Origin of the sequence: Ruminiclostridium cellobioparum DSM 1351 = ATCC 15832 (assembly GCF_000621505.1) — a bacterium.
GTDB classification, from domain to species: domain Bacteria; phylum Bacillota; class Clostridia; order Acetivibrionales; family DSM-1351; genus Ruminiclostridium; species Ruminiclostridium cellobioparum.
This window is the reverse complement of the sequence record NZ_JHYD01000003.1, coordinates 240,829-257,410: the sequence shown is the minus strand read 5'-3', so window position 1 is coordinate 257,410 and position 16,582 is coordinate 240,829. Positions and strand designations below refer to the sequence as shown.

The 16,582-nt window shown below is 40.7% G+C and carries 16 protein-coding genes, 1 tRNA gene and 1 riboswitch; of the genes, 4 read left to right on the top strand and 13 right to left on the bottom strand.

Translation table 11 applies throughout. The features are described 5' to 3' along the window. On the bottom strand, positions 1–744 hold the full coding sequence (locus tag T344_RS0105120; protein ID WP_422784857.1) for an AAA family ATPase: 744 nt from the start codon (positions 742–744) through the stop codon (positions 1–3). A 219-nt stretch (positions 745–963) separates the two neighbouring features. On the opposite strand from T344_RS0105120, the gene T344_RS0105115 reads away from it, so the two are divergent. Beyond that, the gene (locus tag T344_RS0105115; protein WP_027627808.1) at positions 964–1,695 is read left to right on the top strand and encodes an NAD-dependent protein deacylase; all 732 of its coding nucleotides are present in this window, start codon (positions 964–966) and stop codon (positions 1,693–1,695) included. Between the two features lie 11 nt (positions 1,696–1,706). On the opposite strand, the gene T344_RS27625 is transcribed toward T344_RS0105115, so the two are convergent. After that, on the bottom strand, positions 1,707–1,979 hold the full coding sequence (locus tag T344_RS27625; protein ID WP_084331118.1) for a fluoride efflux transporter FluC: 273 nt from the start codon (positions 1,977–1,979) through the stop codon (positions 1,707–1,709). 141 nt (positions 1,980–2,120) lie between these two features. Beyond that, positions 2,121–2,217, top strand: a riboswitch (glycine riboswitch). Between the two features lie 88 nt (positions 2,218–2,305). On the opposite strand from T344_RS27625, the gene T344_RS0105105 reads away from it, so the two are divergent. Further along, positions 2,306–3,715: an alanine/glycine:cation symporter family protein gene (locus T344_RS0105105; RefSeq protein ID WP_027627807.1), complete on the top strand. Its 1,410-nt coding sequence runs from the start codon at positions 2,306–2,308 to the stop codon at positions 3,713–3,715. A 366-nt stretch (positions 3,716–4,081) separates the two neighbouring features. On the opposite strand, the gene T344_RS0105100 is transcribed toward T344_RS0105105, so the two are convergent. The 7 genes from T344_RS0105100 to T344_RS0105070 form a co-directional block, all read right to left on the bottom strand. Next, positions 4,082–4,159, bottom strand: a tRNA-Pro gene (locus T344_RS0105100). A 126-nt stretch (positions 4,160–4,285) separates the two neighbouring features. Beyond that, the gene (locus tag T344_RS0105095; protein ID WP_027627806.1) at positions 4,286–4,468 is read right to left on the bottom strand and encodes a hypothetical protein; all 183 of its coding nucleotides are present in this window, start codon (positions 4,466–4,468) and stop codon (positions 4,286–4,288) included. A gap of 172 nt (positions 4,469–4,640) precedes the next feature. Next, the gene (locus T344_RS31215; protein ID WP_004624186.1) at positions 4,641–4,814 is read right to left on the bottom strand and encodes a hypothetical protein; all 174 of its coding nucleotides are present in this window, start codon (positions 4,812–4,814) and stop codon (positions 4,641–4,643) included. Between the two features lie 119 nt (positions 4,815–4,933). Next, the gene (locus T344_RS0105085) at positions 4,934–6,091 is read right to left on the bottom strand and encodes an aminotransferase class V-fold PLP-dependent enzyme (RefSeq protein WP_027627805.1); all 1,158 of its coding nucleotides are present in this window, start codon (positions 6,089–6,091) and stop codon (positions 4,934–4,936) included. Between the two features lie 117 nt (positions 6,092–6,208). Continuing rightward, positions 6,209–7,387: an aminotransferase-like domain-containing protein gene (locus tag T344_RS0105080; protein WP_027627804.1), complete on the bottom strand. Its 1,179-nt coding sequence runs from the start codon at positions 7,385–7,387 to the stop codon at positions 6,209–6,211. 67 nt (positions 7,388–7,454) lie between these two features. Then, entirely contained in the window at positions 7,455–8,975 is a 1,521-nt protein-coding gene (gene pdxR, locus T344_RS0105075; protein ID WP_027627803.1) for a MocR-like pyridoxine biosynthesis transcription factor PdxR, read from the bottom strand. 178 nt (positions 8,976–9,153) lie between these two features. After that, complete coding sequence (locus T344_RS0105070; RefSeq protein ID WP_027627802.1) at positions 9,154–9,687, bottom strand: ECF transporter S component; 534 nt, start codon at positions 9,685–9,687, stop codon at positions 9,154–9,156. Between the two features lie 354 nt (positions 9,688–10,041). Between T344_RS0105070 and T344_RS0105065 the strand changes: the two genes are divergently transcribed. Continuing rightward, positions 10,042–11,106, top strand: coding sequence for a branched-chain amino acid aminotransferase (locus T344_RS0105065; RefSeq protein ID WP_027627801.1), 1,065 nt, complete (start codon positions 10,042–10,044; stop codon positions 11,104–11,106). 326 nt (positions 11,107–11,432) lie between these two features. After that, entirely contained in the window at positions 11,433–12,710 is a 1,278-nt protein-coding gene (gene ylbJ, locus T344_RS0105060; protein ID WP_027627800.1) for a sporulation integral membrane protein YlbJ, read from the top strand. Here the strand turns inward: ylbJ and T344_RS0105055 are convergent. From T344_RS0105055 to recG, 4 genes are all read right to left on the bottom strand, one after another. Then, complete coding sequence (locus T344_RS0105055; protein WP_004624051.1) at positions 12,702–13,139, bottom strand: hypothetical protein; 438 nt, start codon at positions 13,137–13,139, stop codon at positions 12,702–12,704. The genes ylbJ and T344_RS0105055 overlap by 9 nt on opposite strands. A gap of 75 nt (positions 13,140–13,214) precedes the next feature. After that, positions 13,215–13,694 (bottom strand): pantetheine-phosphate adenylyltransferase, encoded by a 480-nt coding sequence (coaD, locus tag T344_RS0105050; RefSeq protein WP_027627799.1) that lies wholly within the window; start codon positions 13,692–13,694, stop codon positions 13,215–13,217. 14 nt (positions 13,695–13,708) lie between these two features. Beyond that, the gene (gene rsmD, locus T344_RS0105045) at positions 13,709–14,284 is read right to left on the bottom strand and encodes a 16S rRNA (guanine(966)-N(2))-methyltransferase RsmD (protein ID WP_207641821.1); all 576 of its coding nucleotides are present in this window, start codon (positions 14,282–14,284) and stop codon (positions 13,709–13,711) included. Between the two features lie 10 nt (positions 14,285–14,294). After that, entirely contained in the window at positions 14,295–16,367 is a 2,073-nt protein-coding gene (gene recG, locus T344_RS0105040) for an ATP-dependent DNA helicase RecG (RefSeq protein ID WP_034860615.1), read from the bottom strand. Between the last annotated feature and the right edge of the window lie 215 nt (positions 16,368–16,582).

The window sequence follows — 16,582 nt, the reverse complement described above, 5'->3', positions numbered from 1 at the left end:
TCATATTTCATTAAATAAATATTCCAGCATTTTTTCAGGATTATTTAAAAATTGCCTGGTTATATTGTAGTGTTCCGTTTCTTTATAAAGAGTTTTTGTTATTCCTCCGTCATCCAGCATTAAAATATCGGAGTCGGGATATGCCAGCAATATGGGTGAATGTGTCGCAATAATAAATTGTGAATTATCCTTTGCCAATTCATTTATATGGACCAGTAAGGACAGCTGTCTTGTGGGTGACAGGGCAGCTTCCGGCTCATCCAGAATATAAAGGCCCTTTCCCCTAAACCTGTTTTGGACAAGTGCCATGAAGCTTTCTCCATGGGATTGATTATGAAGGGATTTGCCGCCGTATACATGTATAAAAGGATTGAATCCCGTCTTATCCAATCTGTCAATTTCGGTTGCAACATTGTAAAAACTCTCGGCCCTGAGAAAAAAACCGTCTTTAGGCCGCTTAACACCTTTGACCAAAGTCATGCTTTTATACAGCGCCGAATGAGTTTCCTGGGATGCAAAATTAAAATTCATGGTCCCTCCTTCGGCATTAAAGCCCATATTTATGGCAATTGCCTCAAGAAGAGTGGATTTTCCCGAACCGTTTTCACCGATGAAAAAAGTGACTTTTTTGTTAAAGGACAGTTGTTCCACATTCTTTAAACTCGGAAGCTCAAAAACATATGAATCCTGACATCCGGTATTCTTTTGCAATTTTAATCCGCTAATATATAAATCACTGAACATTATTTCCGGCTCTCTCATTTCTTATTGGATTGATTCTGCCAATTATTACAATTATTACAACTATTATTATACAATATATACATGATAATTTCAAGAACATTTGTTCGCCTTTTGATAGCCATTTAGAAAATTCGATTAAAGCGTGCTATTTTTCCTGGAATATGAAATAATTACTTTATACAATGGTAAGTATATTAATAAATAGACGGAGATGATTTTGTGGATGTAAAACAGTTATCCGAAATTTTAAAGGGCAGCAATAATATTGTCTTTTTCGGAGGTGCAGGTATGAGCACCGAATCGGGAATAGCCGATTTCCGTTCGGAAAACGGCCTTTACAAGACAGCCCTGGGGTTTGAATACCCTCCTGAAACCATGCTCTCCCATAGCTTTTTTATATCTCACACAGCTGAGTTTTTCAAATACTATAAAGAGAAAATGATTTTCAAAAATGCGTCCCCCAACCCTGGGCATAAGGCACTTGCGATTCTGGAGGAAAAAGGAAAACTCAAAGCAGTTATTACTCAAAATATTGACGGACTTCACCAGCTTGCAGGAAGTAAAAAAGTTTATGAACTGCACGGTTCAATCCATCGCAATTTTTGCATGAACTGCAACAAGTTTTACGGGCTCGAATATATAGTCGGTTCGGAGGACATCCCCCTCTGTACTGTCTGCGGGGGCATCATAAAGCCTGATGTCGTCCTGTATGAAGAGGCCCTGGAGGACAGCGTCGTAAACGGTGCCGTCAGTGCCATAAAACAGGCCGACGTCATGATAATAGGCGGTACTTCACTGGTAGTTTATCCGGCCGCCGGCCTGATAACTTATTTCCAGGGAAGTAAGCTCGTATTGATTAATAAAAGCCCGACACCTTATGACTCCAAAGCGGATATTGTAATCAACGACTCTGCAGGTAAAATTTTGGGCACTGCCGTAGAAATGTTGTAAGCACTGATAAATCATGCGTTTGCAATAATTCCAGCCAGTATTTTTCCCAGGAATGCACCTGAAATGCAAAAAACAATGTTAAAAATTATATTTAATGCGGCATAGAGCATATTTCCGCTTTGGTATAGATTCACCGTCTCCAGACTGAAGGTTGAGAAGGTTGTAAATCCTCCCAAAATCCCGGTTGTCAAAAAAAGAAGCAGTTTTTTATTGCTCGGATACAGACTGAAAAAAAGCTGCCGGCAAAATCTCCTGTACTTTTGGATATTATTCACTAAAATCATGCTTTCTATTTGGTTGTATCGCCAAATTTACCAGCTGGTAAAAAAAACTTTTGCCCTCCAATGTATATTATGTTAAATTAATTATTGCGAGTTTTATCAATTTATAAATTTATTCCGCTAAAATAAATTTATCTATTTATCAAACTGCTCTCTGGAGAGTCCCAGCTATTGGGCGCCGAAGGTGCAAGGAAAAGTGTGGCTTTTCCGGTCTCTCAGGCAAAAGGACAGAGCTTTTCAGCTTGATGTCTTTCTCTTTTGAGGGCCAAAACAAAATGTTTTGGCTTTTTTGATTTTCAAAAATTCAAGAAGGGATTGGTCAAAAATTTATGTTAGAACAAATCAATAGTTTTGTAACCTGGTTTGATGGTATTGTTTGGGGGCTCCCCCTCATAATCCTGGTTTTATTGGTAGGAATTTTAATGACAGTCCGCACCGGTCTGTTACAGGTAAGACATCTCCCCCGTGCATTAAAGTATATGGTTAAAAATGAAGAAGGCGGAACAGGAGAAGTATCCAGCTTCGGAGCCTTATGTACCGCTCTGTCGGCCACCATCGGAACCGGCAATATCGTGGGTGTTGCCACCGCAATTGTTGCGGGCGGTCCGGGAGCACTTTTCTGGATGTGGATCGCAGCCTTTTTTGGTATGGCGACAAAATATGCAGAAGGACTCCTTGCCATAAAATACCGTACGGTGGACAGCGACGGTCATGTATTGGGCGGACCTTTCTACTACATAGAAAACGGTATGGGCAGGCGCTGGAGATGGCTTGCAAAAGCTTTTGCCTTCTTCGGGGCCGCCGCGGGACTCATGGGTATTGGAACTTTCGTACAGATCAATGGTATTTCAGATGCTGTTCACAATTATTTTGACAAAAATAATGAATGGACCGTTTCCCTTTTGGGAAGGGACTATTCATGGACAATAGTAATTACTGCAATCGTTGTGACACTCTGCGCAGGGCTGGTCATAATCGGTGGATTAAAAAGAATAGCAAGCGTATCGGAAATAATTGTACCATTCATGGCTATCTTTTATATAATAGCTACATTGATCGTAGTGTTTGCAAATTATAAAGCCATACCTGCTGCCATTGTTGAAGTATTTGAAGGAGCTTTCGGTTTGCGTGCCATAGGCGGCGGAGCGCTGGGCGCAATGCTTGTGGCCATGCAAAAGGGTATTGCGCGCGGTATCTTCTCAAATGAATCAGGTCTGGGAAGTGCGCCCATAGCAGCTGCTGCCGCAAAGACCCATGAACCGGTACGACAGGGCCTTGTATCCATGACAGGTACATTCGTGGACACAATAATAATTTGTACCATGACAGGTCTTTGTATTATAACGACAGGCTCCTGGAATATAGGTCTGAAAGGTGCGGCAGTGACACAAAATGCCTTCCGGTCAGGTTTCAGCTTCGCTCCCTCCCTGGGTTCCTTTATACTTATGATAAGCCTGGTTTTCTTTGCATTTACCACTATCATAGGCTGGAACTACTACGCCGAACGCTGTATGGAATACCTTACAAACGGAAATATGAAAACAGTCAAAGTCTACCGCTGGATATACATCATAGCCGTATTTGCCGGTCCCTTTATGACAATTGAGATTGTTTGGAATATTTCCGATATATTCAACGGAATGATGGCATTTCCAAATCTGATTGCTCTTATAGCCCTCAGCGGTGTTGTAGCTGTTGAAACAAGAAAGTATTTAAAAAAATCAGTGAACAGAAATTAAAATAATAACAATAAAAAAGAATGGGTTCAAGTTTGCAACCCATTCTTTTTTGTTATGTTGTGATATTACAATTCCAACACAGAGACGATTTCCTCCCCGTAAGAAAGCCAGCAGTATTTTGCCGGGCCGCATGGCTCAGTGCGCAAATACTCAATGGCCTTGGCGAGTGCTGCTTTTCCCTGAAGTGACTGTAGCATATGCTTCCAGGAGGCTTTGGGTATTTGTTGCCACAAACCCCTTCTGCTGCTCCTTTACAGAAAGGTTAACCACCTTCCATAGATTTTTTGAATCAATTTTTTGAACCCGAATACCACCCTTTTGGACACAGAAAAAGACATACCTCCCCTTGACGGAAGATATGTCTCTTGGTCGGAATGACGTGACTTGAACACGCGACCTCTTGCACCCCAAGCAAGCACTCTAGCCAAACTGAGCTACATCCCGATAACGCTCAATCATTATAACATATCAAATTTTCAATGTAAAGATAAAATAGCAAATTTCGCCTCATAAAAATCCGTTATCAGTGAATTTATATATCACTTTTACAAAGGATCTGGGTTTTTATTACTAGCTTTCATGTTTTTGGCTCTGTTTGTTGGTTCCAGACGCCTTATCTCTTTTTTTCAACAACAGGGCTTTTTCAAAATCTCTGTCCTCCTTCTCTTTTTCCTGGCTCTTTTGATGTATCAAGCTGTCTGTTTTTAAAATTCTTGATACCGGATATACTTTTGATACTCTGTCAATTTTCATAGTGCCACCTCCTCACCGGATCTGAAAATATATAGGTCTCATATTATATATATCGGCATAAAATCAAAAGTGCCAAAGCCGCTTTTATTTATTGTGTATTGAAAAAACAGCCCTTACTGGTTTCCAATAACGACTGTCTCATCTAAAATATTTAAGTGAAGGTACAACATCATTAATATTTCCGGGCACTGCCTTTGTTTATGAGTCTGAAAACAATGTAGCCAATCACACCGATAATTGCAACAGGTAAAATCAGACTGAGTACCCAGCCAACAATTCTCAATGCAATTATAAATAAAAAGATCATAACGATAACGGTTATCAGTTTTTTAAATTTATTATCCATTTTTTTTACCTCCAAGATTAATATAGGTAAATTATACACCCGGATGATATATTTGTCTACAAGTAATTTAAAAATATTTAATCAACTTATTAATATTTTTAATATTCTAATCAATTTACTTAATATTTATTAACCACATCATATATTATACGGTTAATTGCCAAAATTGTATTATCAATTTCATCCATTGTATTAAAATATCCCACACTCAATCTGATCATACCTGTCTTATTTGTATTAAAATGCTTATGGGCAAGAGGGGCACAGTGCAGTCCGGATCTGCATTCTATTGAATACCTTTTATCCAGAAGTGCACATATCTCGGACGAATCGGTATCCTTGACATTAAAAGCCACAATCCCGGAATTTTCGTTAACGTCTTGAGGATTATACAGTTTAATGCTTCTGTTTTGTGAAAGGCCGTCATTGAGCCTCTTTATCAGCGTATCCTTTTTCCTCTTTATTTCGGATAAACCTGTTTTAAGTACAAATTCAACGCCGGCGCCCAACCCGACTATACCGGGAGTATTAAGAGTCCCGCTTTCAAACCTGTCAGGCATTATATCAGGCTGCAGCAAATATTCCGATTTACTCCCTGTCCCGCCGCTCATCAAGGGGTTCAGCCGGACTCCCGACGAGACGTACAAGCCCCCTGTCCCCTGGGGCCCCAGCAGTCCTTTATGTCCGGGAAAGGCAAGCATGCTTGTGTATATCCTTCCAAGATCAATATCTATGCTGCCCAAGCCCTGGGATGCGTCCAAAAGGAATAATATACCTTTGCTTTCTGCTATTTTGCTTATTTCCCGGACAGGCATAATAATTCCGTTTACATTTGACGAAAGAGTACACGCTATAAGTCTGGTTTTCTTATTTAAATGTCTCTTTATTATAAAGGGATCTATTCTTCCCACCCCGTCACCCTCAACTATAGTCAGCTTTATGCCATTATATTTTTCCAGAGTTTTCAGAGGCCTCAGCACAGAATTATGCTCCATGCATGTTGTTATGACATGGTCACCTTCTTTCAGGCATCCCAGAATGGCCATATTTAAAGCTTCGGTGGCATTTTTTGTAAAACATATGTTTAAAGAATCGTTTGTTTTAAGCAGCGAAGCCAATTTTTCACGGGTGCTATTTACCTCCAATGAACTTTGGACAGACATGGAATGGCTCCCTCTCCCGGGATTGGCACAGTAGGTTTTAATGCATTTCTCCATTGACGTATAGACATTTTCAGGTTTTGGAAAGGATGTAGCGGCATTGTCCAGATATATCATAATATTAACCTCGTCTTTTTTAGTTTACTTAATATATGGTATGAATCCGGGGTTAACATGTTTACATTAGTTGATTTTAGCGGGATGCAATGACAAGTAATTATTATGGTAAAGTCTTTATTTATCAATTTCTTCCTTCAGTATTTCTCCCAGGATGCTGATGCCCTTCCTGATCTTATCCTCCCTGATGCCTGAAAAATTCAACCTCATTGTATTTTCGTGCCCGCCGTTGGGGAAAAATGCACTTCCCTGAACAAAAGCCACCCCTCTTTTCAAGGACTTTACCAAAAGTTCCCTGGTATTGATGCTTTCAGGCAATGTAACCCACAGGAACATTCCGCCTTCAGGCCTAGTATACTCCACCTCCTTGGGAAAGGTCCTTTCAATGGTATCCAGCATTGTATCCCTTCTGCTTTTATAAATTTCTATATTGCTCTTTAAGTGTTCCTTTATATCGTATTTCTCATAGTAGCGGGCAATTTGCATTTGAGCGAAGAAATTTGTATGAATATCCGTCCCCTGCTTGAAAAGTACATATTTATTGATAATCTCCTGCGGAGCACATACCCATCCGATCCTGTAGCCCGGACAAACTGTCTTTGAAAACGTGCTGACATATATTACTCTTCCCTGGGTATCAAAGCTTTTTAAAGGGGGAAGTTTCCTGTTGTCAAAACAGAGTTCACTATATGGACTATCTTCAATTATTATAAGTTTATACTTGTTTGCAATCTCAGCTATTTCTTTTCTTCTCTCCAGGCTCAGGCGTCTCCCGGTTGGATTCTGATAATCAGGTACGGTATATAAAAATTTTATTCTGCTGTTTGATTCAATTTTTCTTATAAGGTCTTCCGGAACAAGTCCCTCCTCATCCATATCAATCTCGGCAAATCTGGGATAAAAAGGTTTGAATGCATTAATTGCAGATAAATATGTGGGACTTTCACAGAGTATGGTATCGCCTTCGTCCAAAAAAACTTTGGCAGTCAGATCAAGTCCTTGCTGAGAACCGGAGGTTATAAGTATGTCGTCGGGACTTGTATGTATTCCCTTTTCCTCCATAAGTTTTACGATAATATTCCGAAGGCCGGCATGTCCCTCGGATATTGCATATTGCATGGACTTTACACCGCTTTCCTCCAATATTTGATTGCATATTTCACGCATTTCTCCCACCGGAAAAGATTCTTCAGCCGGCAGTCCTCCTCCAAAGGATATGATTTCATCCGAATCGGAAAGTTTCAGCAGTTCCCTGACCTCCGATGCCTTTAAAAACTCAGTTCTCCTTGCAAACATAACAACCTCCGTTTGCTGCGTCCTGGCAGCACAAATTATAATAAAATGATCAAAGTTTTATAGAGCATTACAAATATGGATTTAATACTGTTTCTACAGGATGCCGGACCTTGACATTGCTGTTTGAGCATTTAACTATACAGTCAAGCAGTTTTTCTATCCCATCCTTTATATCCTGTTCTTTGGGATAGGAAAAATTCAACCTTATGAAGTTGCTTTCTATATTGTACTTTGGATAAAAAACATCCCCCGGCATCACTATTATCCCCTTATCTCCCAGCAGCTTGATCAGTTCATTCATTCTGATGTTGTTGGGCAGTTCAAGCCATATAAAATATCCCCCGCCCGGAATAAAAATCCTCATTCCCTCAATACTGCATTTATTGAGTTGGGCTATCATAAGGTCTCTCTTCTTCCTGTATTTGTTTCTGATTTTTTCAAGATGGTTTTTCAGATACCCCTGTGCTACAAATTCATGTACAAAATACTGGGAAAGCGTATTGGTCTGTATGTCTGTGATCTGCTTGAACTTTATGAACCTGTTGATTATGTTTTCACCTGCAACAACATAGCCTACTCTCAAACTAAAGGAAATGGTTTTTGAAAATGAACTGACATATATGACATAATCATTATTGTCCAAACTTTTCAGTGAAGGAAGCTTTTCTCCCTCGTAATAAAGCTCTTCATAGGGGTTATCTTCAAGTATTGGAATATTGTAATAGTATGCGAGCTTCAGCAATTCCTTCCTCCTGTTCAGACTCATGGTCATACCGGTTGGATTGTGGAAGGTGGGCTGTGTGTATATGAGTTTCGGTCTGTATTTGACAAGGCAGGTCTCAAGTATGTCCAGCCTTATACCCTCTTCATCCATTGGTATGCCTATGAGCCGGGCATCATAGCTCTCAAAGGCCTGAATGGCACCTATATAGGTGGGTTCCTCCACCAGAACAACATCTCCCGGCTCGATCAGCAGCCGTGCCAAAAATTCAACTGCCTGCTGTGAACCCGAAGTGACCATTATTTGCTTTGTACCTGCATTAATCCCGTTCTGCTGCAGATAGGACCTTATTGTATGCTTAAGTTCGGAACAGCCGTCCACAGGTGTGGGCATGAGAACCTTTTCCCTGTATTTTTCCAGCAGCCGGGTCTGAATGCTTTGCAGCAATTCCATATCATAGCTGTCCTCCGAGGCAACTCCCGAAGCAAAGGAGATCACCTTCTCCTTCTCAAATACCGACAGGATATTATTTATAGTTTGTTCATTGGATTTGGTGACTCTTCTGCTTTCCAGCTGGTTCCACCTGAGCGGCGGAACGTACATTTTCTCCTGAATACCGTCTTTTGAGAAAGGCGCCAAAACCACTGTTCCGCTTCCCACCCTGGATTCTACCAGTCCCTCTGCCTTGAGCTCCATATATGCCTTGATGACCGTACTCCTGTTGATCTTAAGTCTTTCGCCCAGCACTCTCTCTGCCGGAAGAATAAAATTGGGAGGAAGCTTCCCGGAATTGATCATGGCTTCTATTTGCTTCTTTATTTGCAGGTATATTGGCGATTTAGACTCTCTATTGATAGTGATTTCCATATGGTATTGTCCTCCATTTGCAAATTGGCATCATCCAATTATATTATATAATTTATTTTTCATTATAAAACACCCAATTTTTAAAATTTAAAACCATCCAATTATATTTTGGATGGTTTATATTGTATTCTGACATTTGGATGGTCATATAAAATTTTCATCTAAGCTTTCATCTCTATTATCTGATTTTAAGTGCTTTTCTTACACTGTAGATCACAGGTATTGCTACCAGCCCTCCTATGACTGCTGTTAAAAGCTGAGGCCAGCTGAACAGTTCAAAGAGCTTTTGGGTAAACTTGGGAAACGAAAAAATATTGAGGAATATTCTTATTCCCAGGAAAAGTACACCAAATTTGAGTACGGCTCCAACTCCCAGGCCTATGAATTTATTTTTATTGTATAACAGGTAAAATGCAAGCACAAAAATTATATTGGCTAAGGCTATAACCGGTGCAAAGGGCAGCAGTGCTGCTGCAATTGGAGCATTATTGTTGATAAGCGAAGTAAAAGGTGAAAGAATTGCTATTGTGATGCCTCCGGCCATACCTGCAGTCATTGCAGCCAGCAGCAGACACATATTCACCAGGGGACCTACTATAAAATTATTGTTGGGCAGACTTCTCCCCACTATCTGAACTACTACCACAACCGCCAGCAATACTGCTGTTCTTGTTATCATTCTTATATTGTTTCGATTATTGACCTGATTCATATGTCCCTCCATATGCGATTATTTACGCAATTAATTATAAAATAAACCCCCGTGTTATTCAAGCACGCATTGCATCCGGAGCGTTATATCACCGTCAGGAGATCAAATCCCCATTGATGATATACCACAATATTGTAATTTATAACATATTTATAATTATTTCAACAAAACTTCTATGTTTTATCAAGGTATTATGGTAAATTAATTTTTTCTATAGACTTTTTTTTTGAAAAGTAGCATAATAAAACTTGTAATTTTCCAATTTGATTGCATCTTTCTTTGGAACAGCATATTAACTGCTGCGTAATACAATCAATTTATAAAATAAATACTTTGAAGGGAGTATTATAGATAATGAATATTTCTATTACAAAAACATCACATCCTAAACAGAAACCTGATAAAAATAATCTGGGCTTCGGACAATTTTTTACAGACCATATGTTCATCATGGATTACACCGAGGGAAAGGGCTGGCACGATCCCAGAATAGTCCCGTATGCTCCTCTGGAACTGGATCCCAGCTGTATGGTGCTGCATTACGGTCAGGCTATTTTCGAAGGTTTGAAAGCGTATAAGACAAAGAATGGTGAAATATTATTATTCAGACCTGAAAAGAATATGGAAAGAGTAAACAGCTCCAATGACCGTCTGGTTATTCCCAGAATCGATGTGGATTTTGGTGTAAAGGCCATTAAAGAACTGGTCAGGGTTGACGCAGACTGGATACCGGATGCTCCGGGAACCTCGCTCTATATACGCCCATTTATAATAGCTACTGATCCTTATCTTGGGGTAAGACCTTCAGACACCTATAAATTCATTATAATTCTCTCCCCTGTGGGCGCTTACTATAAGGAAGGTATAAATCCTGTAAAGATCTATGTTGAAAGCAACTATGTACGTGCCGTCAAGGGTGGTCTGGGCTATGCAAAAACGGTGGCAAACTATGCTTCCAGCTTAAAAGCACAGGTAGAGGCAAAGCATGCCGGTTATACCCAGGTTCTCTGGCTGGACGGTATTGAAAAGAAATATATTGAAGAAGTGGGCACAATGAATGTATTCTTTAAAATAAACGGAGAAGTTATTACTCCGGCCCTGGAAGGTTCAATACTTCCCGGAATCACCAGAATGTCAACTATTGAATTGTTGAGAAAATCAGGAATTCCTGTTACTGAACGCAAGCTTTCCATTCGGGAATTATACGATGCGCATGCCTCCGGTAAACTGGATGAGGCTTTTGGAACAGGAACGGCAGCGGTAATCTCACCTATCGGTGAATTCAACTGGAACGGCGACTCCATCACTGTTAACGGAGGAAAGATCGGACCTGTGGCTGCAAAGGTATATGAAACCATTACAGGCATCCAAAGCGGTGATCTTGCTGACACTTATGGATGGACACAAAAAGTTTTATAATAATAAGTTAAACATACAGGGGAATGCCGGCTATAGCCGGCATTCTTTTATTTGTCTATTTCACAGTTTATTGCCGTCTTTAAATGGCTTTAATGAACTTCTGGTAATATTCTTATCCTCCGGAGTATATATTTTATAACGAGGCAACAGATGTCCATGGTGTCCTTCAGTACCCCTTTGCCTCTACTGGTGTCGGGTACCTCTTTGGGTCTCGGGCGGCAAACACAGAGCTCCTGCCCCGTTGAAACGCGCAGAGGTAATAGAATGTCCGGGTTAATTCCCGGTCAAATGGAAGAATAGCCGGAGAAACGGCTTAGGAGGCTTGCTTGAATTGGTTTTTACTGTCATCGTTCATATTTCTGCTTTCAACTATTTTCTTAAGTTATAAGAAAACAGTTTTTGCCTATTTGAAGAATAGCATGCTGCCCATAATGGCTTTTCTTTTTATCCTATCGCTTATTATATTTCCGAAAACTGCTGTAAGTTCTGCTTCAAAAGGCATCAAGCTGTGGCTTGAAATAGTCTTTCCATCTTTATTCCCATTTTTTGTAGCCACCCAGCTCCTGAGCAAATCCGGGGTTGTCAGTCTTTTCGGAGTAATCCTGGAACCGGTAATGCGTCCGATCTTCAATGTCCCAGGCTGCGGTTCCTTTGCTCTGGCCATGGGAATAGTCAGCGGTTATCCGGTGGGAGCCTCCATTACCGCAGACCTCAGGAAACAGGATATGATAACGCGGTTGGAGGCAGAAAGACTTCTCACCTTTACAAATAATTCAGGTCCGCTGTTCATAATGGGTGCTGTGGGAGTCGGTATGTTTAATCAGCCCAGGCTGGGCTATTTACTTTACATAAGCCATATCGCGGCTTGTTTGACAGTGGGTTTTATTTTCAGATATTATAAAAAAAGACAAACCGGATCTATTAATAAACGAAAGGTAAATATGCCGGACAATATTAAAATTGAATTAAAGAAATTAAAGAATTCCCAAACCAATCCCTGGACGCTTTTCGGTGACTGCATAAAAAATTCGGTATATACTATATTGGCAATTGGCGGATTTATAATATTCTTTTCCGTTTTGATAAATATAATGCTCTCAAGCGGGCTGATAGGAGCTATAGGCCGGCTGCTTCCGAATTTTGCCGGTTTGGCGGGACTGGACTCTAAAACTGTGGAAGGATTCCTGTGCGGAATATTTGAGATAACTACCGGAGCCAGCTATATAACCCACTCGCCGTCAGCTCTGGCGGTGAAACTTTGCTGTGCCAGTCTCATAATAGGCTGGGCGGGCTTTTCGGTTCACACTCAGGTTATGAGTATTGTAAGCACAACCGATATAAGAGTTAAACCCTACCTGCTTGGTAAAGCACTTCAAGGTGTTATCTCCTGCTTTTACACTTTTATCGGCTACTCCCTTTTCAGCAGTCTGCTGCCCGGGGAATCGGCCGTCTTTGCACACAGCTCAAGCAGTATTACCAAAGGATGGGGAAATATATTTGCAGACTCCATACGATACATTGGCATTTCTGCCTTAATAATGATAATAATAACAGTAATATATATATGTATAATCAGCTTATCATCAAAAAAAAGCTTATTTTAACTCAGACCTGTTGGTTCTGATAACATCAGTTGCATCAGTCAGTATTTCCTCAACCTTGTTCAGAACACTGTCGGCATATTCCCTGGCTCCAAGCCGGATTTCCCTTGCATTCTTCTGAGCACCTGCAATTATCTCATTTGCCTGCTCATAAGCCTTTTTGGTGATTTCATGTTCATCAACCAGGGATGCAATCTTGTTCTCAGCGTCCTTCATTATATTATTGGCTTCCTTCTGTGCTTCCAGCAATATTCTCTGGCGCTCTTCCTTTACCCATTTGGCCTGCTTGATATCATCAGGCAGCTTTATCCTCATCTCTTTTATTATTTCAAAAACTTCTTCCCTGTCTATGAGACACTTGCCGGAAAAAGGCACGCTGGCACTTCTTTCAACCAGTTCTTCCAATGTTTCCAGTATGGTAAGTATTTCCATATTGACCTCCCAAGCCATATTATGGCTTTGAGCCGCATAGCGGCCACAAAATGTAATGAAATCTATATCCTTTATCTACTTTTTAAACTTGTTTAATACATCCTCTTCTATACATTCAGGAACAAGTCCCCTGATATTTCCGCCATATCTCGCCAGTTCCTTGACCATGCTGGAACTTAAAAAAGAAAAATTAATATTTGACATCATAAAAAGCGTTTCAATATCCGGTGCCATTTTTTGATTCAACAGGGCCATTTGCAGTTCGTACTCAAAATCAGACACAGCTCTGAGCCCTTTTATGATCACATTTGCATTCTTTTGAGCCACGTAATCCACAAGCAGTCCCGAAAAACAATCTATTTCCACATTCTTGCAGTGGCCGACCGCCCTTTTCAGTAAATTTACCCTCTCCTCCATTGAAAACAGAGGCTGTTTGTTATGGCTGATCAGCACAGCTACTATCAATTTGTCACATATCTTTGAGGCCCTGTCTATTATGTCCATATGTCCATTTGTAACCGGGTCAAAACTGCCTGGATATATAAATGTATTCATCGATTCATCCTTTATTAGTTTCTTTTATAAAAAGTCAATTTCGTACTCCCGTACACCTGTACCTTTGAAGTTACCATGCAGCCGGTACTTTCCGGAAGTTCATCCGATATATCTGTTTCAGCGATAATAATAAATTTTTCATCTAAAACACCGTATTCTTCCAAATGCTGCAGGATTTGAGGTATGATTCCCTTTTTGTACGGTGGATCTAGGAAAATTATATCAAATTTTTGTCCGTGTTGGGAGAGTTTTTTTAATATTAATGCCGCTTCTCCCAAAAAAACCCCGGCTTTTTCAGTCATTTTAGTATGTTCAAGATTTTTTTCAATTATCTGAATACATTTTTCATTCTGGTCCGAGAATACGGCACTTTCCGCCCCTCTGCTCAGGGCTTCTATTCCAAGGCTGCCTGAGCCTGCAAACAGATCCAGTACTTTTGAATTCTCAATATAGGGTGCCAGTATATTAAACAGATTTTCCTTTACCCTGTCTGTGGTAGGTCTGGTGCCCGCACCTTCAAGGGTCTGAAGTTTCAAGCCCTTAGCGCTTCCTGCTACAACTCTGAGAATGATTATCCCCCCTGTCGGCATGTGGTTTTATTTATGCTAGTGTTACTTTTTCTCCGAAGTAATTGGACAGGTATCCCTTCAGCTTTTTATTCCCTTTAAGTCCCGGATCAAGCTCCAGCAGTTCTTTGGCACTTTCCTGGGCAAGCTTCAGTACTTCAATATCCCTGTACAGGTTTGCAATTTTCAATTCAGGCAGGCCGTGCTGCTTTGTTCCGAAAAAATCACCGGGCCCCCTGATTTCGAGATCCTTTTCAGAAATTACAAAACCGTCATTGGATTGTGACATTATTTTCATACGTTCACGTGAAACCTGGGATTTTGACTGATTAAAAAGAACACAGTAGGATTGTTCGGCTCCCCTGCCCACTCTTCCCCTCAACTGGTGCAGCTGTGCCAGTCCGAATCTTTCGGCATTTTCTATTACCATGAGCGTGGCATTGGGCACATTCACTCCCACTTCGATTATGGTGGTGGATACCAGGATACTGATTTCGCCGGCAACAAAGCTCTTCATAATGGCTTCCTTTTCTGCAGCTTTCATTTTGCCGTGTATTATCCCCACTTTCAGATCTTTAAAAACATTATTGCTTATTTCCTCGGCTGTAATAACAGCCGATTTTGCCTCTATTTCCTCGGATTCCTCAACCAGCGGACAGACAATGTATACCTGTCGGCCCTCCATAACCTTTTCCCTTATAAATTTATTTATACGTTCTCTCATAGCCTCATTCACCGTATAAGTCTTAATGGGCTTTCTGCCCGGAGGCAGCTGGTCTATTATGGAAATGTCCAGATCCCCATAAAGTATAAGCGCCAGTGTCCGCGGTATAGGAGTGGCAGTCATGACCAGAACATCCGGATTCTGCCCCTTTTCGGCAAGTATGGTTCTCTGGCGGACACCGAACCGGTGCTGTTCGTCGGTCACTACCAGCCCCAGTTTTTGAAATTGTACCGCAGTCTCTATCAGGGCATGTGTTCCAATAACAACATCTATACTGCCCTCACTCAAGCCCTCAAAAACCCATTGCTTTTGCTTCTTTGGCTGACTGCTGGACAGGAGCTCTACAGAGATATTATACTTCTCAAATAAAGGTTTTATAGATTTAAAATGCTGTTCAGCCAAAATTTCAGTGGGCACCATCAGTGCGCCCTGGTATCCGCATTTCACAGCCTTGAACAGGGCCAGCACGGCAATTATTGTCTTACCTGAACCTACGTCCCCCTGTACCAGTCTGTTCATTACATTCTCGCTTTCCATGTCCTTTTCAACTTCATACATAACTCTTTTCTGTGCAGCAGTCAGCTCAAAAGGCAGTGCTTGCAGGAAAGAATCCATTTCAGGAGGTTTGTGAAAGCGTATGCCAAAACCGGAATCGGCCGCAAGGCTTTTGTAATTGAGCAGACCAAGCTGGAGCATGAAAAGCTCTTCAAAAACCAGCCTGTATCTTGCCTCTTCCTTTTGTGCAAAGGATTCGGGAAAATGTATCTGCTTTATGCATTCAACAAATCCGGAAAGGTTGTACTTTTTTCTTATATTCCCGGGCAGCATGTCCTCCATTTGTGTGCCGTCAAGAGTTTTTAGTGCCTCCTGCATGATAACTCTTATTACATTCTGTCCCAGATTTTTAGTGGAAGGATATACTGGGAATATTTTCAGGCTCTTCTTCATATCGTCGCTGCCAACCAATTCAAATACCGGGTTTACAATCTGAAGCTTGTTTAATTTTCTGTCGGCTTTCCCATAAAAAATATAATTTGAACCCACTGCAAGTGAATTCTTAACATATTGCTGGTTGAACCATACCGCAGTTATTTTACCGGTACTGTCCCGCACCGAAACTTTCGATATCACCATACCCCTTCTTGGCCTGGCCTCACTTACATTTGAAACCACCGTACCCTCAAAAGAGCAGACTTCCCCAGGTTCAAGATCGGCTATGTTTTTTATCCTGCTCCTGTCTTCATAATCCCTGGGATAATAGGTCAGAAGATCATATACCGATCTGATGTCAAGTTTCTCAAAAAGTGACAGTCTGGATTCTCCAACTCCCTTGACATATCTGATGGATTTATTTTTTAAATCTTCAAAAGCAATTAAATTCAAGCCTACCTCCAGAGATCATTCAATAGGTAATCAACATATAAATTAATTTTAACATAAAAGACGTAAAGAACAAAACTTATATCAAAAATGTAAACAAACTGAAAACCTGAAAAAACGAAAATAATTAAAGAAACACAGACCCTGCTTTTATTGCATTGTCTGTGTTTCTTGTCCATGGTACTTGAAAAATTCCAGGCTGACTGACGGCACAAACT